Origin of the sequence: Streptomyces sp. NPDC005017 (genome assembly GCF_042873115.1) — a bacterium.
Classification (GTDB): domain Bacteria; phylum Actinomycetota; class Actinomycetes; order Streptomycetales; family Streptomycetaceae; genus Streptomyces.
The window spans coordinates 19,206-38,139 of sequence record NZ_JBIALD010000044.1; the positions used below are offsets into that span (position 1 = coordinate 19,206).

The 18,934-nt window shown below is 72.5% G+C and carries 19 protein-coding genes; 14 read left to right on the plus strand and 5 right to left on the minus strand.

Annotated elements, in window-relative coordinates; all coding sequences use genetic code 11:
* Window positions 1–3: 3 nt before the first annotated feature.
* The 9 genes from sufC (at window position 4) to dapD (ending at window position 7,033) form a co-directional block, all read left to right on the plus strand.
* A complete protein-coding gene (gene sufC / locus ACFYR0_RS36560; protein WP_389338295.1) occupies window positions 4–768 on the plus strand; it encodes a Fe-S cluster assembly ATPase SufC in 765 nt (254 codons plus the stop codon).
* Complete coding sequence (locus ACFYR0_RS36565; protein ID WP_389338298.1) at window positions 765–2,021, plus strand: cysteine desulfurase; 1,257 nt, start codon at window positions 765–767, stop codon at window positions 2,019–2,021. Before sufC ends, ACFYR0_RS36565 begins: the two co-directional genes overlap by 4 nt.
* A gap of 16 nt (window positions 2,022–2,037) precedes the next feature.
* Window positions 2,038–2,505 (plus strand): Fe-S cluster assembly sulfur transfer protein SufU, encoded by a 468-nt coding sequence (gene sufU / locus ACFYR0_RS36570; RefSeq protein WP_389338301.1) that lies wholly within the window; start codon window positions 2,038–2,040, stop codon window positions 2,503–2,505.
* Entirely contained in the window at window positions 2,502–2,834 is a 333-nt protein-coding gene (locus tag ACFYR0_RS36575; RefSeq protein WP_386379375.1) for a metal-sulfur cluster assembly factor, read from the plus strand. Before sufU ends, ACFYR0_RS36575 begins: the two co-directional genes overlap by 4 nt.
* Before the next feature lie 359 nt (window positions 2,835–3,193).
* Window positions 3,194–3,514 (plus strand): DMT family transporter, encoded by a 321-nt coding sequence (locus ACFYR0_RS36580; RefSeq protein ID WP_389338306.1) that lies wholly within the window; start codon window positions 3,194–3,196, stop codon window positions 3,512–3,514.
* The gene (locus ACFYR0_RS36585; RefSeq protein ID WP_389338309.1) at window positions 3,514–4,056 is read left to right on the plus strand and encodes a TetR/AcrR family transcriptional regulator; all 543 of its coding nucleotides are present in this window, start codon (window positions 3,514–3,516) and stop codon (window positions 4,054–4,056) included. The genes ACFYR0_RS36580 and ACFYR0_RS36585 overlap by 1 nt, the downstream gene beginning before the upstream one ends.
* Window positions 4,057–4,136: 80 nt before the next feature.
* Window positions 4,137–4,727, plus strand: coding sequence for an RNA polymerase sigma factor (locus ACFYR0_RS36590; RefSeq protein ID WP_389338312.1), 591 nt, complete (start codon window positions 4,137–4,139; stop codon window positions 4,725–4,727).
* A 1-nt stretch (window position 4,728) separates the two neighbouring features.
* Window positions 4,729–5,631 carry a CU044_5270 family protein gene (locus tag ACFYR0_RS36595; RefSeq protein ID WP_389338315.1) on the plus strand — a complete coding sequence of 301 codons (903 nt, stop codon included), beginning with the start codon at window positions 4,729–4,731 and terminating at the stop codon, window positions 5,629–5,631.
* A gap of 412 nt (window positions 5,632–6,043) precedes the next feature.
* On the plus strand, window positions 6,044–7,033 hold the full coding sequence (gene dapD / locus ACFYR0_RS36600; protein ID WP_386379380.1) for a 2,3,4,5-tetrahydropyridine-2,6-dicarboxylate N-succinyltransferase: 990 nt from the start codon (window positions 6,044–6,046) through the stop codon (window positions 7,031–7,033).
* Window positions 7,034–7,155: 122 nt separating this feature from the next.
* On the opposite strand, the gene dapA is transcribed toward dapD, so the two are convergent.
* Window positions 7,156–8,043 (minus strand): 4-hydroxy-tetrahydrodipicolinate synthase, encoded by an 888-nt coding sequence (gene dapA, locus ACFYR0_RS36605; RefSeq protein ID WP_389338319.1) that lies wholly within the window; start codon window positions 8,041–8,043, stop codon window positions 7,156–7,158.
* A gap of 173 nt (window positions 8,044–8,216) precedes the next feature.
* Complete coding sequence (locus ACFYR0_RS36610) at window positions 8,217–10,046, minus strand: endonuclease/exonuclease/phosphatase family protein (protein ID WP_389338322.1); 1,830 nt, start codon at window positions 10,044–10,046, stop codon at window positions 8,217–8,219.
* A gap of 284 nt (window positions 10,047–10,330) precedes the next feature.
* Between ACFYR0_RS36610 and ACFYR0_RS36615 the strand changes: the two genes are divergently transcribed.
* Together ACFYR0_RS36615 and ACFYR0_RS36620 are read left to right on the plus strand one after the other, a co-directional pair.
* The gene (locus tag ACFYR0_RS36615; RefSeq protein WP_389338325.1) at window positions 10,331–11,761 is read left to right on the plus strand and encodes a hypothetical protein; all 1,431 of its coding nucleotides are present in this window, start codon (window positions 10,331–10,333) and stop codon (window positions 11,759–11,761) included.
* A gap of 394 nt (window positions 11,762–12,155) precedes the next feature.
* Entirely contained in the window at window positions 12,156–12,764 is a 609-nt protein-coding gene (locus ACFYR0_RS36620) for a TetR/AcrR family transcriptional regulator (protein WP_389338328.1), read from the plus strand.
* Between the two features lie 200 nt (window positions 12,765–12,964).
* On the opposite strand, the gene ACFYR0_RS36625 is transcribed toward ACFYR0_RS36620, so the two are convergent.
* From ACFYR0_RS36625 to ACFYR0_RS36635, 3 genes are all read right to left on the minus strand, one after another.
* The gene (locus ACFYR0_RS36625) at window positions 12,965–14,188 is read right to left on the minus strand and encodes a TerD family protein (protein WP_389338343.1); all 1,224 of its coding nucleotides are present in this window, start codon (window positions 14,186–14,188) and stop codon (window positions 12,965–12,967) included.
* A gap of 64 nt (window positions 14,189–14,252) precedes the next feature.
* On the minus strand, window positions 14,253–14,471 hold the full coding sequence (locus tag ACFYR0_RS36630; RefSeq protein ID WP_386379390.1) for a hypothetical protein: 219 nt from the start codon (window positions 14,469–14,471) through the stop codon (window positions 14,253–14,255).
* 242 nt (window positions 14,472–14,713) lie between these two features.
* Window positions 14,714–15,634: an NAD-dependent epimerase/dehydratase family protein gene (locus ACFYR0_RS36635; RefSeq protein WP_389338331.1), complete on the minus strand. Its 921-nt coding sequence runs from the start codon at window positions 15,632–15,634 to the stop codon at window positions 14,714–14,716.
* Between the two features lie 301 nt (window positions 15,635–15,935).
* Here ACFYR0_RS36635 and ACFYR0_RS36640 point away from each other — a divergent pair, with 301 nt between their 5' ends.
* From ACFYR0_RS36640 to ACFYR0_RS36650, 3 genes are all read left to right on the plus strand, one after another.
* Window positions 15,936–16,877, plus strand: coding sequence for a 5-dehydro-4-deoxyglucarate dehydratase (locus tag ACFYR0_RS36640; RefSeq protein ID WP_389338334.1), 942 nt, complete (start codon window positions 15,936–15,938; stop codon window positions 16,875–16,877).
* Window positions 16,874–18,055, plus strand: coding sequence for a hypothetical protein (locus tag ACFYR0_RS36645; RefSeq protein WP_389338337.1), 1,182 nt, complete (start codon window positions 16,874–16,876; stop codon window positions 18,053–18,055). The genes ACFYR0_RS36640 and ACFYR0_RS36645 overlap by 4 nt, the downstream gene beginning before the upstream one ends.
* A 120-nt stretch (window positions 18,056–18,175) precedes the next feature.
* The gene (locus ACFYR0_RS36650; protein WP_389338340.1) at window positions 18,176–18,769 is read left to right on the plus strand and encodes a TIGR03086 family metal-binding protein; all 594 of its coding nucleotides are present in this window, start codon (window positions 18,176–18,178) and stop codon (window positions 18,767–18,769) included.
* Window positions 18,770–18,934 lie beyond the last annotated feature (165 nt).

Here is an 18,934-nt window from a genome sequence, read left to right on the forward strand (position 1 = left end):
CCCATGGCTACGCTTGAAATCCGAGACCTGCGCGTCACCGTCGAGGCCGACAACGCCACGAAGGAGATCCTCAAGGGCGTCGACCTCACCGTGAAGCAGGGCGAGACGCACGCCATCATGGGCCCCAACGGCTCCGGCAAGTCGACCCTGGCCTACTCCCTCGCGGGCCACCCGAAGTACACGATCACCGGCGGCACCGTGCTGCTCGACGGCGAGGACGTCCTGGAGATGTCCGTCGACGAGCGCGCCCGCGCGGGTGTCTTCCTGGCCATGCAGTACCCGGTCGAGGTCCCCGGCGTCTCGGTCTCCAACTTCCTGCGCACCTCCGCCACCGCGATCCGCGGCGAGGCCCCCAAGCTGCGCACCTGGGTGAAGGAGGTCAAGGAGGCCATGGAGCGCCTCAACATGGACCCCTCCTTCGCCGAGCGCAACGTCAACGAGGGCTTCTCCGGCGGTGAGAAGAAGCGCCACGAGATCCTCCAGCTGGAGCTGCTCAAGCCGAAGATCGCGATCCTCGACGAGACCGACTCCGGCCTCGACGTCGACGCCCTGCGCGTCGTCTCCGAGGGCGTCAACCGCGTCCGCGAGACCGGCGAGGTCGGCACCCTGCTGATCACGCACTACACGCGCATCCTGCGCTACATCAAGCCCGACCACGTCCACGTGTTCGCCGGCGGCAGGATCGTCGAGTCCGGCGGTGCCGAGCTCGCCGACAAGCTCGAGGCGGAGGGCTACGAGGCTTACACGAAGGGTGGCGCATCCGAGTGACACAGATGCCGGGCCTCCTCGACGCAGAGGCGCTCCGCAAGGACTTCCCGATCCTGGACCGGGTGCTCCACGACGGCAAGAAGCTCGTGTACCTGGACAACGCGGCCACCAGCCAGAAGCCGCGCCAGGTGCTCGACGCGCTCAGCGAGTACTACGAGCGCTGCAACGCCAACGTCCACCGCGGCGTGCACGTCCTCGCCGAGGAGGCCACGGCGCTGTACGAGGGCGCGCGCGACAAGGTCGCCGAGTTCATCAACGCGCCCAGCCGCGACGAGGTGATCTTCACCAAGAACGCCTCCGAGTCGCTCAACCTCGTGGCGAACATGCTGGGCTGGGCCGACGAGCCCTACCGCGTGGACCGCGAGACCGAGATCGTCATCACGGAGATGGAGCACCACTCCAACATCGTGCCGTGGCAGCTGCTCGCGCAGCGCACGGGCGCGAAGCTGAAGTGGTTCGGTCTCACCGACGACGGCCGCCTGGACCTGTCCAACATCGAAGAGGTCATCACCGAGAAGACGAAGATCGTCTCCTTCGTGCTGGTCTCCAACATCCTGGGCACGGTCAACCCGGTCGAGGCGATCGTGCGCCGCGCCCAGGAGGTCGGCGCGCTGGTCTGCATCGACGCCTCCCAGGCCGCCCCGCACATGCCGCTGGACGTACAGGCCCTCCAGGCCGACTTCGTGGCCTTCACCGGCCACAAGATGTGCGCCCCGACCGGCATCGGCGTCCTGTGGGGCCGCCAGGAACTCCTGGAGGACCTGCCTCCGTTCCTGGGCGGCGGCGAGATGATCGAGACGGTGTCCATGCACTCCTCGACCTACGCCCCGGCACCCCACAAGTTCGAGGCGGGCACGCCCCCGATCGCCCAGGCGGTCGGCCTCGGCGCCGCCATCGACTACCTCGGCTCGATCGGCATGGACAGGATTCTCGCCCATGAGCACGCGCTGACCGAGTACGCCGTCCAGCGTCTCCAGGAGGTCCCCGACCTGCGGATCATCGGCCCCACCACGGCCGAGGACCGGGGCGCGGCGATCTCCTTCACCCTCGGCGACATCCACCCGCACGACGTGGGCCAGGTGCTCGACGAGCAGGGCATCGCGGTCCGGGTCGGCCATCACTGCGCCCGCCCGGTCTGCCTGCGGTACGGAATTCCCGCGACCACCCGAGCGTCGTTCTATCTGTACTCCACTCCGGCCGAGATCGACGCGCTGGTCGAGGGGCTGGAGCACGTCCGGAACTTCTTCGGCTGACGGGACGAGCGATCGCATGAAGCTGGATTCGATGTACCAGGAAGTCATCCTGGACCACTACAAGAACCCCCATGGGCGTGGTCTGCGGGACGGCGACGCCGAGGTGCACCATGTGAACCCGACGTGCGGGGACGAGATCACGCTCCGCGTGAAGTACGCCGGTACGAAGATCGAGGACGTCTCGTACGAGGGCCAGGGCTGTTCCATCAGCCAGGCCTCGGCCTCCGTGCTGAACGAGCTCCTCGTGGGCAAGGACGTCTCCGAGGCGCAGAAGATCCAGGAGACCTTCCTGGAGCTGATGCAGTCCAAGGGCAGGATCGAGCCCGACGACGCGATGGAGGAGGTGCTGGAGGACGCGGTCGCGTTCGCCGGTGTCTCCAAGTACCCGGCCCGGGTCAAGTGCGCCCTCCTCGGCTGGATGGCGTGGAAGGACGCGACGGCGCAAGCCCTGGGCGGAGCCGACGCCGAAAGGAAGACGGCATGAGCGACACCGTGGAGATGAAGCCGGCCTCCGAGGAGGAGGTCCGCGAGGCCCTGTACGACGTCGTCGACCCCGAACTGGGCATCGACGTCGTCAACCTCGGCCTGATCTACGGCATTCACATCGACGACGCGAACATCGCGACGATCGACATGACCCTGACCTCCGCGGCCTGCCCGCTGACGGACGTCATCGAGGACCAGGCCAAGTCCGCCACGGACGGCCTCGTCAGCGAACTGCGCATCAACTGGGTCTGGATGCCGCCGTGGGGCCCGGACAAGATCACGGACGACGGCCGCGATCAGCTGCGCGCGCTCGGCTTCAACGTCTGAGACCCGCCCGACGGCGTGGAAGGGGCGGCACCCTGTCAAGGGGGTGCCGCCCCTTCACGCGTTCATGGAGCGCCCCGGGGCACGGGGTGATGCGGGCGACCCGCGGGTCGTGGCGCGTCCTTTCGACGGGCGGAGATCCGGGAGTACTTGACGCCTGGTCGAGCGTGAGCGACTGGTCGCGGAATTCTTAGGCGTCCAGCGTGACCGGGCGATGTCCGGAGCGTGTTGAGTACGCGGCGATCCACGCGCGTCATGCGGTGGATCGGATGCGCATCACGGACATGGCGGGTCGTACGGGGTGAACGGGAGGCGAAGGCCGCCCCGAAGGCCGGAGGCGACCGTTGCGTACGCTTGTACACATGGGATACCTACTGCTGGCCGGGGCCATAGCCGCGGAGGTCTGCGCCACCACCGCGCTCAAGTACACCGACGGCTTCAGCCGGTTGCTGCCGTCCGTGCTGACCGCGCTCGGCTACGTCGTGTCCTTCCTGCTGCTCGCCCAGACGCTGCGGACGGTCTCGGTCGGCACGGCGTACGCGATCTGGTCCGGGGTCGGCACCGCCGTGATCGCCACCATCGGCGTGCTCTTCCTCGGGGAGGGGATGAACACCGCCAAGGCCGCCGGGATCGCGCTGATCATCGTCGGGGTGGTCGTGCTCAACACGGGAGGTGCGCACTGATGCCCCGGCGGCACGACCCCGAGCGCCGGCAGCGGATCATCGACGCGGCGATCCGGGTCGTGGGGGAACGCGGCATCGCCGGACTGACCCATCGCACGGTCGCCGCCGAGGCGGATGTGCCGCTCGGCTCGACGACGTACCACTTCGCCACCCTCGACGACCTCCTCGTCGCCGCCCTGCGCCAGACCGGCGAGGGCTTCACCGCGCTGATCGCCGAGTGCGGCGGGCTCGACGACCCGGACACCGATCTGGCCGCACGGCTCGCCGCGCTGACCGGCGAGTGGCTCGCGGGCGACCGGGAGGGAGTGGAGCTGGAGTACGAGCTGTATGTCGCCGCCCTGCGCCGGCCCGCGCTGCGGCCCGTCGCCGCCGAGTGGGCGCACGGCGTCGGCACGCTCCTCGCCGCCCACACCGACCCCGTCACCGCGCGGGCCCTGGTGGCGATGCTGGACGGGATGTGCCTCCAGGTGCTGCTGACGGGGGCGCCGTACGACGAGGCGTACGCGCGGGAGATGCTGGGGCGGGTGCTGCGGGGGGCGTGAAACCGTCCCGTGAACCCGTACCCGGGGATCGGGGAACAGCGGGTGACATGCTCAAGCAGAACCCGTTCCCTGGAGGCCACGTGACCGGACCGCCGGTGCTGCGCGAGGACGGCGACCTGGTCGCCCAGTCGCTGGAGGAGCCCGAGCTGTTCGCGCGGCTGTACGACCGTTACGCGCCCGACATCCACCGGTACGCGGCACGCCGTCTGGGCACGGGCCCGGCCGAGGACATCACCGCCGAGACGTTCCTCATCGCCTTCCGCGGCCGCGCCCGCTACGACACCACCCGGGGCAACGCCCGGCCGTGGCTCTACGGCATCGCCGGCAACCTCATCGGCAAGCACCGCCGCGCCGAGGTCCGGGCCCTGCGCGCGCTGGCCCGCACCGGACACGACCCGGTCGCCGAGTCCTGGTCGGAGCGCGCCGACGAACGGCTCGCCGCCGGGAGCGCGCAGCTCCCGCTGGCCGGGGCCCTGGCCGCCCTGTCGGCCGGCGACCGCCATGTGCTGCTGCTCGTGGCCTGGGCCGACCTGAGCTACCAGGAGGTCGCCGAGGCGCTCGGCATCCCCGTCGGCACGGTCCGCTCACGGCTCAACCGCGCCCGCCGCAAGGTGCGTTCGGCCCTGGGCGCCGACCCGGCGTTCACCCTCGACCCCACGGAGGTGGTCTGACATGGACGAGATGACGGCGGTCCGCGACCTGCGCTCCGAGGCGCCCGTCGGCTCCCGCCCCGACCTCGTCGCCGGCCGCGACCGGCTGCTGCGCGAGGCGGCCCGCGGCTCCCGCCGCCTGCGGGGCGACTGGCGGCTCGCGGCGGTGGGCGCCGCGGCGATCACCGCGGTCGCGCTGGTCGGCACGCACGTGGCCGGCGGCGGTTCCGAGGACACCCGGGCGGGCTCCCGGCCCTCGTACACGATCGAGCTCGGCAGCGCGAAGGACCTGCTGAACCAGGCCGCGGACGTGATCGCCGCCGGACCGGGCAGGACCGCGCGCGAGGGGCAGTGGATCTACTCCCGGACCGTGGAGAGCAACCTGACCGACGACGATCCGGGGCCGCGGACCGACGAGCGGTGGACGAAGTACGCCGACCCTGCCTTCGAGAACGGCAAGCAGGGTGACGACCACTCACCCCGGGAGCAGTACGAGTTCCTGCGGACGCTGCCCGACGACGTCGGGCAGATCAGGACGCGGGCCCGGCAGTTCTACGACGCCACCGACTCGACGGAGACCCGTGTCCAGCACGAGTACCGCGCCCTCACCACCGTCCTCTCCCGCGCCTACGCCTACGACCCCGACGACCTCGCCAAGGTCTACCGGGCCCTGGCCTCCGTCCCCGGCGTGCGGGCCGCCGACGTCACCGACGTCACGGGGCGCGGCGCGATCGCCCTCTACCTCGGGGGCACCCGCCCCTCGGCGGACCGCGAGGAGACCCTCCTCGACCCGGTGACGTACCTCTACCGCGGCTTCCGCTACCTGGCCGGGTCGGACGGCGACGGCTGGCGGAAGGGCGACCCGCTGATCAGCGGGTCGCGGGAGGCGGTGGCCGTGGTGGGGAAGAAGGGGCGGCAGCCGTGAGGCGGTCGGCCCGGGGGGAGGCGACCGTGAGGCGGTCGGCCCGGGGGGAGGCGGCCGTGAGGCGGTCGGCCCGGGGGGAGGCGACCGTGAGGCGGCCGACCCGCGGGGCGGGGTGCGTGAGGCGGCCGACCCGCGGGGCGGGGTGCGTGAGGCGGTCGGCCCGGGGGGCGGGGTGCGTGAGGCGGTCGGCCCGGGGGGCGGGGTGCGTGAGGCGGTCGGCTCGGGGTGCGGGAGGCCGCTGGCTCGGGGTGCGGGAGGCCGTTGGCTCGGAGGCGGGAGGCGGGAGGCGGGAGGCCGTTGGCCGGGGGGCGGGAAGCGTGAGGCCGTCGGCCTGCGGGGCACCGCCGACCGGCACGTGAGACGGGCCGTGGGCGGTTGGCCCGGGGCGGCCGGGTCACGTTAGGTTTCCCTCATGACCGACACGACTGCTCCCCGCACCACCGGCGCCGTGGCCGCCGGCCTCGCCACGATCGCCGCCGACGGCACCGTCCTCGACACATGGTTCCCCGCCCCGGAGCTGACCGACGAGCCCGGCCCCGCGGGCACCGAGCGGCTGGACGCCGAGCGCACCGCCGCGCTGCTCGGCGAGCACGCGGTGGCCGCGATCGCCAAGGACGGCATCCGCGGCACGGAGGTCGTCGCGGTCCGCACGGTCATCTCCTCGCTGGACGACAAGCCGCTCGACACCCACGACGCCTACCTGCGGCTGCACCTGCTCTCGCACCGCCTGGTGAAGCCGAACGAGCAGAACCTCGACGGCATCTTCGGCCTGCTCGCCAACGTCGCCTGGACCTCGCTCGGCCCGGTCGCCGTGGACACCCTGGAGACGGTCCGCCTGGCGGCCCGCGCCCGCGGTGTGCACGTGAGCGTGTTCGGTGTGGACAAGTTCCCGCGCATGACGGACTACGTCGCCCCGGCCGGCGTCCGTATCGCCGACGCCGACCGGGTCCGCCTCGGCGCGCACCTCGCCTCGGGCACCACGGTGATGCACGAGGGCTTCGTCAACTTCAACGCGGGCACCCTCGGCACCTCCATGGTCGAGGGCCGTATCTCCCAGGGCGTCGTCGTGGGCGACGGCTCGGACATCGGCGGCGGCGCCTCCACCATGGGCACCCTGTCGGGCGGCGGCAAGGAGCGCGTCCGCATCGGCGAGCGCTCCCTGGTCGGCGCCGAGGCCGGTGTCGGCATCGCCCTGGGTGACGACTGCGTCGTCGAGGCGGGCCTCTACCTCACCGCCGGCACCAAGGTCACCCTCCCCGACGGCCAGACCGTCAAGGCCCGCGAGCTCTCCGGCGCCAACAACATCCTCTTCCGCCGCAACTCCGTCACCGGCGCCGTCCAGGCGGTCCCCAACAACGCCGAGTGGGGCGGCCTGAACGAGATCCTGCACAGCCACAACTGACGGCAGGCCGGTGTCTCGGAGCGGCCCGGGGCTCGTATCGCGGGGACGCGGTGCGGGCTCCGGGCCGTTTCGGCGTTCACGGGCGGGAAGTTCCGGCCTGGTCGAGGCGGCCGGTCGGTGATTCAGCCGGTGGTGAGCCGGTCGTAGGCCGCCCGCAGACCGTCGGCCGCTCGCGGGTCGGCGGGGCGCAGCGGGGCGCGTACCGGGCCGGCGGGCAGACCGAGGGCGTTCAGCAGGGACTTGGCGGTGACCGAGCCGGGCAGCCCGGACGACATCATCGACTCGATGAGCTCGGTGGCCCGTTGCTGGAGCCGGGCGGCTCCCGCGGTGTCGCCCGCGTCGAACGCGTCCAGTACGGACCGCAGATGGCGGGGGGCCACGTTGGCGACCGTGCTGATGTACCCGGCGCCGCCCACCGCGTACAGTGCGAGGTTGTGCTCGTCGCAGCCCGCGTAGTACGCCAGGTCCGTGCGGGAGAACACCTTCTGGGCGGCCAGGAAGTCGTAGGAGCAGTCCTTGACGCCGACGATCCGCGGGTGTTCGGCGAGGCGCAGGACGGTGTCCGCCTCGATCCGGGTGCCGGTGCGGCCGGGGATGTCGTACAGCAGCACCGGAAGGCCGGAGGCGTCCGCGACCTCCAGGAAGTGCGCCTCCAGCGCGTCCTGCGGCGGCCGGCTGTAGTACGGCGAGACCACCAGCAGCCCGTCCGCGCCGGACTTCTCGGCCCGCAGGGCGAGTTCGGCGGTGTGCCGGGTGTCGAAGGTGCCGACGCCCGCGACGACCGAGGCCCGCGAGCCCACCGCCTCCCGCACCGCCGCGATCAGCTCGGCCTTCTCGGCGTCCGAGGTGGTCGGCGACTCACCCGTCGTGCCGGACAGCACGAGTCCGTCGCAGCCCTCGGTCACCAGCCGGTCGGCGAGCCGCTGCGCGCCGTCGAGGTCGAGGGTGCCCGACTCGGTGAAGGGCGTGATCATCGCGCACAGGGCGCGGCCGAAGGGAGGAGGCGTCATGGAGGCAGTCTCGGCGCGACCTCGGTGAAGCTCCACTTAAATCTCCTACGAGATACGGCTAAGCGGTGCTTCAGGAACGGCGCGCCGCCCCCTCCCCGAGCGGCTGGGGAGGGGGGCGGCGGCCGGCCGGACCGGGGCCGGCCGACGGGAGTGCCGGACGGCCCCGGGAGACCTCACGGGTAGAAGCGCAGCACCTGCGGGTCGTGGTCGCTGATCTGGTCGTTGAACTCCGCGTTGATGTGCACGCTGTCGTACTCGAACGCGCAGCCGCGGCGCACCGACGGGCTGACCAGGATCTGGTCCAGCGTCTGGGCGTTGCCCTGGTAGACGTACGAGTAACGCTCCGTGCGCGGCAGCGACTTGATCGCCGACCACAGCTCGCCGTCACCTTCGAGGATCTTCGCGGTGCCGGAGAACTCGAAGTCGTTGATGTCGCCGAGGACCACGACGTCCGCGTTGCGCTGCACGGCGAGGACGTCCTTGACGAACGTGTTCACGACCGTCGCCTGCGCGTGGCGCTGGGTCTCCGAGCTGCGCGCCGGCGGCTGGAACTGCGAGGTCAGACCCTGGTCGCCGCCCTTGGAGTTGAAGTGGTTGGCGACCACGATGACCGTACGGCCACGGAAGACGAACTCACCGGCCAGCGGCTTGCGGCTGTTGGCCCAGGCGGCGTTCGCCGGGTCGATGCGGCCCGGCGAGACGGTCAGGGCCGCCTTGCCGCGCACCTCGGTGACTCCGGCCGCGGTGGTGGCGTCGCCGCCCGCGCGGTCGGTGAAGGACACCCGCCGCGGGTTGAACAGGAACACCTGGCGGATGTTGCCGCCCGGCTCACCGCCGTCGGCGAGGTCCACCGGGTCGATCGAGCGCCAGTCGTAGGCCGGGCCGCCCGCCGCGACGATCGCGTCTATCAGCTTGCGCACGGTCTGGTCCGCGGCGACCGTGCCGTCCTTCACCGCGCCGTTGTTGTCCTGGATCTCCTCCAGGGACACGATGTCGGGCGACTTCAGGTTGTTCACGATCGCGCTCGCGTGCGCGTCGAAGCTGGTGTCGGACGGGTCGAGGTTCTCGACGTTGTAGGTGGCCACCGCCAGTTCGCCCGACCGCTGCCTGCGCGTGGTCTCCCGCTCCAGACCGGCGCTCTCCAGGGTGCCGAGCCGGTCCGCGATCAGCGTGTAGCCGCCGAACTGGTTGTAGTCCAGCGGGCCGGCGGTGACACCGGCCAGGGTGTCGCCGACGTTCGCGACGGGGAAGTCGGCGGGCTTGCCGAGCGACTGGACCTGGATCCGGCCGCTGTTCTGGGTGGCGTAGGAGCCGTAGACCGTGGCGCCGCGGCGGCTGTCGCGCTCCTGCGGCTTCACCGTCACCCACAGCTCGGTGTACGGGTCGGTCGCGCCGACCACACGGGCGTCGGCGACCTGGACGTTCATGCCCTCCACGGACTCGTACAGGTCCAGCGCGTACGAGGACGGCTTCAGGGCCAGGCCGTTCACCGAGCCGCCGGCGGCGGGGTCGCCCTCCGGGGCGTAGGCGTCCGGGACGGAGCCGTCGTCCAGGACGACGGCGGCCGGGACGGCGTTGCCGCTGGAGACCACGGTGGTCACCGGCTTGGTGATCTCGGTCACCGCCTGGTTGCCCGAGGCGGCGCCGCCCGGCACGAACTCGGTGACCGTGCCGGAGACCTTCACCAGGTCGCCCACGGCCACGCCCTTCGGGGTGGAGCCGGTGAAGACGAAGACGCCCTCGCTGGTGGCCGGGTCGGCGTCCGCCTCCGGGTCCTGGATCCAGAAGCCACGCGAGGAACCGTAGGTCCGCACGCCGGTGACGATTCCGGTCACGTCGGCGACCTGTCGGCCCGCGTAGGGGGACGTCCGGGTCGTGCCCTGGATGTCGTGGACACGCACGGCGTCGGCGTGGGCGGGCGACGTCAGCACGACCGTGGACGCCGCGGAGCACACGGCGGCGACGGTGAGCGCGGCGAGGCGCGCGGAAGACTTGCTCGGCAAAGGGATCCCTCCGGGGACGTTGGTCTGGCGCCGGGACGAGGGCGGTGAGGTCTCTGGACCGGGACACCGGGACGCGGACAGCGTCGGTGCACAGGTGTTCCCCCTCTTTCTACGCGCGTCAATTTCCTGCCTGGCCCCGCCAGTTGTCAAGGTTTCGGCCATGTACGGCGCCTGACGGGCAGATGAACCGGGCGGCATGGGTGGAAATCCGTCTAGGCTGAGCCCAGTTCACCGCCGTCGTGAGTGCCGTACGGCCGTCCAGGTGCCCTAGGAGAAGCAGGCTCATGTCAGACAGCACCCCCCTGCCGCCCGTGCGGCTTGCGTCCGAAGCGGAGCTGGCGCGTGCCGCGCTGTCCACGCCGGTGCTGTCCCGTGCCGCCCGGCTCGCCCGCTGGGCCGGACCCGACACCCGTGTCGACGCCGGCGGCGGCCTGGCCGAGGAGCAGCTCCCCGCCGCCGCCGAGACCCTCGGACTCGACGGCGACGACGCGGCCGCGGAGACCGCCGAGGCCTGGCAGGTCGCCGTCGACACCGGACTCGTCGAGATCACCGACGAGGAGACCGGCACCGTCACGGCCGGCGCCGACCTCGCCCTGCTCACCTCCGGCTCCCCGCACGAGGTGCTCGGGATCTGGCAGGACGCCCTGGAGGCGCTGATCGCCGACGCGAGCGTGCCCGACCTCGACGGCCTGGTCGACGCCCTGGACGAGGGCGGCACCGTCGACTTCTCCGAGCTGGACTGGGACCCGCAGGCCGACGCCGACTTCCTCGACGGCGTCCTCGCCAACCTCTATCTGCTCACCGTCAGCGAGGACGGCCCCGGCGACGCCCCCGTGCCGCTGCCCGCGCTCGCCGCGTCCGCGATCGTCCCCGGCGACATGGGCGAACCCACCAACGACGTGCTGGAGCAGGTCTCCGACGCGATGATGCGCCTCGACGACCAGTTCCGGCTGCTGGAACCCGTCGGCCTGGTCGAGTACCGGCCCGTCGACGAGGCGCTGATGGCCGACGTCGACGACCCCGAGGGACCCGAGTCCGTCGACGACACCGACGTCTCCCGCTACGGCATGGTCCGGCTCACCCCGCTCGGCCGGTACGGGCTGCGGGCGCGGCTGCTGGAGGCCGGGTTCGCCGCCCCGGCCGTCGGTGAGCTCGCAGACAAGGGCGCGGACACGCTGCTGGACGGCACCGCCGGGTTCGGGCCGCGGGCCGCGCAGGCCGAGACCGAGCAGTGGCTCGCCCGCCGGGAGGCCCTCGACGCGGCCCGTGAACTCCTCGCCGCCGCGCGCGGCGCCGACACGGGCGGACCGCTGCGCCGGCTGCGCTGCCAGCAGGCGCTGTCCCTGGTCGGCCCGGAGGCCGAACCCGCGCTGCGCGAGGTCCTGGACGACGCCGAACTCGGCGGACTGGCCCGGGTGTGGCTCACCGAGCGCGGCGCGGCGGACGTGCCCGCGCCGTCCGAGGCGATGGTGTTCTGGCTGACCGTCGACACGGTCGCCGCGCAGCTCGCCGCCGAGGGGAACTCCGAGGAACTCCAGGCGCTCGTCGAGGGGCTGGCCGAGCAGCACAGCGGCTTCTTCGCCGCGGCCTGGCGGGTGGACCACCCCGCGACGGCCGACGTGTTGGAGGCGATGGGGCGGCTGCACCCGGACAAGAAGGTCGCCAAGGAAGCCCGGAAGGCCGCCTTCAAGGCCCGTTCCCAGCAGGGGAACTGACCCTTCCGGTGCCGCGACCGCCGTGTCCCGCACGGCGGTCGACGGTCCTTTATTGACTCGCCCGGGCCATGGCGCCCTCCTAGAGTGGGAACTCGGGAGGCGCCGCGAAAACCGGGTGCCCGGTCGGTCGGCGACACGGTCGGGAAACGAATCCGGCCCATTTTCCATCGGCTCGAAATACGCGGATCCATCGCCTTCCGCGTCGCGTCTCCCTCGGAAACCACAGCGAATTCGGGGGAATTCATCATGGCGTACTTCACGCGTATCGAACGCGGTCCTGTCCGACTCCGCCCGGCACGTACGGTGGAGGACACCAGGTGGCCCGCGCGGGCCTGACCGGGTGACGGCGGCGATAGGATGCGGGGACGGTCCCCGGTCCGTGAGGAGCAGCCGAATGTCGCAGGTGGGAGCGGGGGGCCGAACGGCCGGCCGGGACGGCGCGGCCGCCCTGCCGAAGCGGGCGGACGCCCGCCGCAACCATCAGCGGCTTCTGCGGGTCGCCGCCGAACTCTTCGCCGAACACGGTGAGAACGCCTCGCTCGACGAGATCGCCAAACGGGCCGGTGTGGGCTCGGGGACGCTCTACCGGCATTTCCCGACCCGCCAAGCCCTGCTGGAGGCCGCTTACGTCGACCGTATCGAGGCGCTGGCGGCCCGCGCCGACGAGATCGGCGAGCTGCTGCCACCGGGCGAGGCGCTCGCGGAATGGATGCGGGAACTCGGCCTCGGCACGATCCAGATCCGCGGACTGCGGGCGTTGCTGGGCGCGGCCGCCGCTCAGGGGGCCGCGGCCACCGTCTGCGGCAGCACCCTCCGGGACGCGGCCGGGCGGCTGGTCGAGGCGGCCCGGCGCGAGGGGACCCTGCGCGCGGACGTGGAGCCCCTGGACGTGCTGCGGCTGGCCCTCGGGCTGGCCAGTGCCTCCGACCTCGCGGACGACCAGGAGCAGCGTGTCGGCCGCTATGTCTCCCTCCTCATGGAGGGGCTGAGGCGGAGGGGTTGAGGTCGTGGGGTTAGGCCGTGGGCTGAGACGGAGGGGCTGAGGTCGCGGGGTTGAGGCCGTGGGGCTAGGTCGCGGAGTTGAGGCCGTGGGGTTGAGCGCGGCGGGCGCCCCTGGCTGGGGCGCCCCTGCCCTGCGACGAGAGTGCTGGCTGTGGCTGATCTGGCCGCCGTGGCCGCTGTGGCCTGCGGTGGGGCGGGTGGTTACAGCGCCTGGCCCGCCGGCTTGACCATGTTGCGGACCGTGCGCGCTTTCACGAAGTCGCCCATCGCCGTCATCTCCCACTCGCCGGAGTACTGGCGGATCAGCTTGGCCATCATCACGCCCGTCTGCGGCTCGGCGCCGGTGAGGTCGAAGCGGACGAGTTCCTCGCCGGTGGCCGCGTCCAGCAGACGGCAGTACGCCTTGGCGACCTCCGTGAACTTCTGGCCGGAGAAGGAGTTCACCGTGAAGACCAGGCCGCTGACCTCCTGCGGGAGACGGCCGAGGTCGACGGTGATCACCTCGTCGTCGCCGCCGCCCTCGCCGGTGAGGTTGTCGCCGGAGTGGCGGATCGCGCCGCCGACGATGGTCAGCTTGCCGAAGTAGCAGCTGTCGATGTGGTTGCGCTGAGGGCCGAACGCGATGACCGAGGCGTCCAGGTCGATGTCCTTGCCCCGGTACGCCGGCTCCCAGCCCAGGCCCATCTTGACCTGGGAGAGCAGCGGGCGGCCGCCCTTGACCAGGGACACGGTCTGGTTCTTCTGGAGGCTGACCCGGCCCTTGTCGAGGTTGATCTTCCCGCCGGCGGGCGGGGCAGCCGGAGGGGCGGGGGGTGCCGGGGGAGTGGCCGGGGGTACCGGGGTCTGGGCCGCGGGGGGCTGCCAGGCCGGGGCCGGGGGAGTGGCGGGCGCGGCGGGCTGGGCGGGTGCCGCGGGCTGGGCGGGGGCGGCCGGTTCCTCGACCGTGACGCCGAAGTCGGTGGCGATGCCGGCCAGGCCGTTGGCGTAGCCCTGGCCGACCGCGCGGGCCTTCCAGACGCCGCCGCGCAGATAGACCTCCACGATCACCAGTGCCGTCTCGCTGCCGAGCTGCGGGGGCGTGAAGGTGGCCAGGACGCTCTGGTCGTCCGCGTTGCGGATGGTGGCGGTGGGCTCGATGCCCTGGAAGCTCTGGCCTGCCGCGTCCGGGCTCGCGGTGACCACGATCTTCTCGATGCCCGGGGGGACGGAGGCGGTGTCGACCACGATGGCGTCGGGGGCGGAGCCGCCGCCCGAGCGGTAGGTCACGCCGGGGCCGGCCGGCTGGTTGTAGAAGATGAAGTCGTCGTCGGAGCGCACCTTGCCGTCGGCGGTGAGCAGCAGGCCCGAGACGTCCAGCCGGACCGGGGCGGTCACGTCGACCGTCACGCGGGCGGCGTTCAGCGGGATGTTCGAGCCGGGGGTCATAGCTGTCATGCCCCGTGAACGAGCGAAGGGGTTTTGCCGTTCCCTTACCTGGCCGCCGATCGGGTCAGCGGCGGTTGCGGGGGTGGTTGCGGGCGGTGCGTTCGTTGCCGCGCTTGTAGTTGCCGGTCCAGCGGGCCATGACCAGCTGGGGGTCGGTGGTGACCTCGGTGAGGAAGCGGGTGGCCCGGGGGCCGCGGAGGGTGGTGGCGGGGTGGCCGTGGTGGGTGATCAGTACGGTGCCGTCGGGGTGGGTCTCGTAGGCGAAGCCGGTGGGATGGGGCATGGTCGGGATGGTAGGGGTGGTGGGGGGTGGGGCCCATTGGTTTTCGCCCCCGCCGCCCCTACCCGTCCCGTCCTCGAGGGGCTCCGCCCCTTCGACCCCGGTCGGCCCTGGGCAGGCCTTGTCCTCGAGCGCCGGACGGGCTGGGGGCGGGGTTTGTCCTCAGGCGCCGGACGGGCTGAGGGGGGCGGGGCCCGTCCTCAGGCGCCGGACTGGTTGTAGACGCGGTACTCCGTGGCCGTCCTTCAGTACGGCCAGATCGGCGGGTCCGTGACGAAGTGGCCGCCCAGGCGGGCGTGGGCCTCGTCGGCGGGGTCGAGGTCGCCCTGTTCCGCGATCAGCTTCTCGGCGTACGGCTCCGAGTCGTCCTGGGGGTCGTAGCCGAGGGAGCGGGCGCTGGTGAGGTCCCACCACAGGCGGGTGTTGGCGGAGGAGCCGTGGACGATCGTGTGGCCGACGTGCTCGGCGGTCAGCGCCGCGTGGAAGAGACGGGCGCCGTCGGCGGGGCTCATCCAGACCGAGAGCATGCGCACGCTGGTCGGCTCCGGGAAGCACGAGCCGATGCGCACCGACACCGTCTCCAGGCCGTGCTTGTCCCAGTAGAACTGTGCCAGGTCCTCGCCGAACGCCTTGGACAGGCCGTAGAAGGTGTCCGGGCGGTGCGGCGTGGTGATCGGGACGAGGGGGGCGTCGCCCTGCGGGCGCGGGGTGTAGCCGACCGCGTGGTTGGAGGAGGCGAAGAGGATCCGGCCCACGCCCTCCTCCCTGGCCGCCTCGTAGAGGTGGTACGTGCCCTCGATGTTCGCCTTGAGGATCTTGTCGAAGGAGGCTTCCAGGGAGATGCCCGCGAGATGGACGATCGCGTCGACGCCCCGCACGGCCTCGCGCACGGCCTCCCGGTCCGCCAGGTCCGCGACGATCGAGCCCGGGGCGTCCTCGACGGGCCGCATGTCCAGCAGGCGCAGGTCGTAGCCGTACTCCGGCAGCAGGCCGCGCATCAGGGTGCCGAGGCCGCCGGCCGCGCCGGTGAGCAGGACGGTGCGGGGGGTTCCGGGGGCGGGGTGGGGTGTGGTGCGCGGTGTGGTGCCGGGGGCTGTGCCAGGTGCGGTGCTCGCGGTGGTGGGTGCGGTGCCTGGTGTGTTCGGTGTTGTGCCGGGTGCGGGCATCCGCGGTCTCCGGGGGCTTGGTCGGATGTGTGGACCATATTCACAAGCGTGGACACGGTAGGGATTCGTCCGGTGCCCCGTCAAGTGGGGGGCGGGGCGGATCTGTTGCGTCGGGTTGGGGGGCGGCCGGGGGTCGGCGTGGTCCGGTTGTGTTGTGTGGGGCCGTCTGGCTGTGGCTTGAGTTGGCCCGTTCGGTGTCGGGGGTGTCGGCTGCTTGACCTGTTTGGTGGAGATCTTTAGGCTGCGTTCAGAAATATAGACGATGGTCACAGGCTTGAGCACCTGATCAAGGGAGAGCAACGTGACGCCAGCCCCTCTAGCCTCTCGGCTCGGCATCCCCGGCGGGCCCCTGTTCTTTCCCGTCACCGCCTACGGAAGCGACGGCACGGTCGCCCTCGACGTCTATGGCGCGCACGTGCGCGCGGGCGTCGAGGCCGGTGCAGCCGCCGTGTTCGCCTGCTGCGGCACCGGTGAGTTCCACGCGCTCACCCCCGAGGAGTACGAGCTCTGCGTCCGCGCCGCCGTCGAGGAGGCCGCGGGGCGCGTCCCCGTCGTCGCCGGCACCGGTTACGGCACCGCGCTCGCCGTGCGCTACGCGGCCCTCGCCGCCGGTGCCGGGGCCGACGGACTCCTCGCCATGCCGCCCTACCTCGTCGTCGCCGGGCAGGAAGGGCTGCTGCGGCACTACCGGGAGATCGCCGCCGCCACGCCCCTGCCGGTCGTCGTCTACCAGCGGGACAACGCCGTTTTCACACCCGAGACGGTCCTCGGGCTCGCCCGCACCGACGGGATCATCGGGCTCAAGGACGGGCTCGGCGACCTCGACCTCATGCAGAGGATCGTCAGCGCCGTGCGCGGCGAGGTGGCCGACTTCCTCTACTTCAACGGCCTGCCCACCGCCGAGCAGACCCAGCTCGCCTACCGGGCCATCGGGGTTCCGCTCTACTCGTCCGCCGTGTTCTGCTTCGCGCCCGAGCTCGCCCAGGCCTTCCACCAGGGTCTGGAGACCGGGGACGGGGCCGTCGTCGAACGGCTGCTGGACGGGTTCTTCCGGCCGTTCGTCGAACTGCGCGCCCAGGGGCGGGGGTACGCCGTCTCCCTCGTCAAGGCGGGGGTCCGGCTGCGGGGGCTGGACGTCGGCGGGGTGCGGGCCCCGTTGCAGGAGCCGGCTGACGAACACGTCGAGCTGCTCGGTGAGCTGATCGAGCGCGGGTACGCGCTGGTGAGGGAGGGCGGGGCGTGAAGGCGTCCGCGTTCGTCTATCCCTGGGACGTCAACGGCGATCCCGCGGCCCCCTCGTGGATCGCCGGGCTCGGCGTGCCGCAGGTGACCCTCGCCTCCGCGTACCACTCCACGCGCGCCCTCACGCCGCGCCATCCCCGGCACCGGGTCGTCACCGCGGAGTACGCCGCGGTCCTCTACCCGATGGCCCCGCGATGGGCCGGGCGCGAGCTGCGGCCCCACCCCGCCGGGGACTGGGCGCCCGGTGACGCCTACGGCGAGGCGGCCGCCTCGCTCGCCGAAGCCGGGCTTGAGGTGCACACCTGGGTCGTCCTCGCCCACAACTCCCGGCTCGGCGCCGAGCACCCCGAGACCTCCGTCGTCAACGCCTACGGCGACCGCTACCCGTGGGCCCCGTGCATCGCCCGGCCCGCCACGCGCGCGTACCTCGTCGACCTCGCCGTCGAGGCCGCCGTACGGCCCGGTGCGCGCGGGACCGAGCTGGAGTCCCTCGGGTGGTACGGGCTCGCCCATCTGCACGCGCACGACAAGACCGCCGGGGTGGGCCTCGGGGACGCCGGGCAGTATCTGATGTCCCTCTGCTTCTGTGCGGACTGCCGGGCCGGGTACGACGGGCTCGGGCTCGACCCCGACGCGCTGGCGGCCGCGGTACGGAGCGCGCTCGGACCCGTGTGGCGCGGGGCCGCCGCCTCCGACGGGGGGTGGGCCGGGGTGGAGAAGCTCCTCGGCGAAGCCCGGGCGGGGGGCACGCGCGCGTGGCGGGACGGTGTCGCCCGCGGGCTCCAGGAGTCCGTCGTCGCGGCGGTGCGCGGGGCGGCGCCCGCCGGGTTCCAGGTGCTGCTGCACGCCGATCCCGTGTCCTACCACTGCGGCGCCAACGCGGGGGTGGACCCGGGGCACGTCCTGGGTGTCGCCGACGGGGTCGTCGTGCCCTGCACGGGCGGGGCGGGGCCGGACGGGGCCGGAGCGGTCGTGCCGTTCGCCGAGCGGGGGGTCGCGGGCGCCGTCGTCGCCGCGAACCTCACCGTCGTGTCGGGGATGGGCGGACGGCCCGACGTCCTCGGGGCCGACGTGGCCGCGGCGCGGGCCCTCGGCGCGAACGAGCTGCGGCTTTATCACGCCGGGCTGGCGTCCGACGCGGATCTCGACGCGGTGCGGGGGGTGGTCGGGGGGTTCTGAATCGGCGTGGCGTGGGGTGGGGTGGTGTGGTCGTGGCTGAGGTCGTGAGCGATGAGTTTTCGGTGCGGGGGGAGTCCTTCCTGTGGTTGTGCGTCCCTTTGTACGGAGGAGCTGGAGCTCATGAGTGAACCGACGATCCTTGATCTCGGGCCGCAGGTGCGGGTCGTGGCGGGGCTGGTGGCCGGGGTGCGGGAGGAGCAGCTGGCCGACAAGACGCCGTGTCCGGCGTACGCGGTACGGAATCTGCTCGGGCATCTGTACGGGCTGTCCGTCGCGTTCCGGGATGCCGCGCGGAAGGATCTGGGGCCTACGACGGACACGAGTCCCGGGGATCACGTGCCGGATGTGGGGGAGGGGTGGCGGTCGGAGCTGCCTCGGGCACTGGACGAGTTGGCGGCGGCCTGGCGGGAGCCGGCGGCGTGGTCGGGGATGACCAGGGCCGGGGCCGTGGATCTGCCGGGGGCGGTGGCCGGGGCGGTGGTCGTGGACGAGCTGGTGATCCACGGGTGGGATCTCGCTCGGGCGACGGGGCAGGTGTACGAGCCGGACGAGGCCGCGTTGCGGTCGGCGCACGGGTTTCTGCTGGCGGCGGCGGAGGAGGATCCCGGGCGGGGGGCAGGGGCGTTCGGGCCCGTGGTGCCTGTCGCCGAGGGGGCTTCGGTGCTGGCGCGCGCGGTGGGGTTGAGCGGGCGGGATCCGGGGTGGACGGGGTGAGGTGATGCCTGCGGCGGCCGGCCGGTGTAGCGCGTTACGTGGGTGGGTGGGTGGGTGGGTGGGTGGTGCGGGGCCGGGGCGGGGGGGGGGGGGGCGCCCGGCCCCCCCCCCCCCCCCAAACCGGGGGGGTGGGGCGGGAGCCGGGCCGCCCCCGGCGGGCCCCCC

Excerpts from the sequence above, each read along its gene's own strand:
- ACFYR0_RS36580 (WP_389338306.1), top strand. The coding sequence starts at position 3,194 with ATGGGATACCTACTGCTGGCCGGGGCCATAGCCGCGGAGGTCTGCGCC.
- ACFYR0_RS36585 (WP_389338309.1), top strand. The coding sequence starts at position 3,514 with ATGCCCCGGCGGCACGACCCCGAGCGCCGGCAGCGGATCATCGACGCG.
- dapA (WP_389338319.1), bottom strand. The coding sequence starts at position 8,043 with ATGACGCCTCCTCCCTTCGGCCGCGCCCTGTGCGCGATGATCACGCCC.
- ACFYR0_RS36625 (WP_389338343.1), bottom strand. The coding sequence starts at position 14,188 with ATGACCCCCGGCTCGAACATCCCGCTGAACGCCGCCCGCGTGACGGTC.
- sufU (WP_389338301.1), top strand. The coding sequence starts at position 2,038 with ATGAAGCTGGATTCGATGTACCAGGAAGTCATCCTGGACCACTACAAG.
- ACFYR0_RS36575 (WP_386379375.1), top strand. The coding sequence starts at position 2,502 with ATGAGCGACACCGTGGAGATGAAGCCGGCCTCCGAGGAGGAGGTCCGC.
- ACFYR0_RS36615 (WP_389338325.1), top strand. The coding sequence starts at position 10,331 with ATGTCAGACAGCACCCCCCTGCCGCCCGTGCGGCTTGCGTCCGAAGCG.
- dapD (WP_386379380.1), top strand. The coding sequence starts at position 6,044 with ATGACCGACACGACTGCTCCCCGCACCACCGGCGCCGTGGCCGCCGGC.
- ACFYR0_RS36650 (WP_389338340.1), top strand. The coding sequence starts at position 18,176 with ATGAGTGAACCGACGATCCTTGATCTCGGGCCGCAGGTGCGGGTCGTG.
- ACFYR0_RS36635 (WP_389338331.1), bottom strand. The coding sequence starts at position 15,634 with ATGCCCGCACCCGGCACAACACCGAACACACCAGGCACCGCACCCACC.
- ACFYR0_RS36620 (WP_389338328.1), top strand. The coding sequence starts at position 12,156 with ATGTCGCAGGTGGGAGCGGGGGGCCGAACGGCCGGCCGGGACGGCGCG.
- ACFYR0_RS36595 (WP_389338315.1), top strand. The coding sequence starts at position 4,729 with ATGGACGAGATGACGGCGGTCCGCGACCTGCGCTCCGAGGCGCCCGTC.
- ACFYR0_RS36630 (WP_386379390.1), bottom strand. The coding sequence starts at position 14,471 with ATGCCCCATCCCACCGGCTTCGCCTACGAGACCCACCCCGACGGCACC.
- sufC (WP_389338295.1), top strand. The coding sequence starts at position 4 with ATGGCTACGCTTGAAATCCGAGACCTGCGCGTCACCGTCGAGGCCGAC.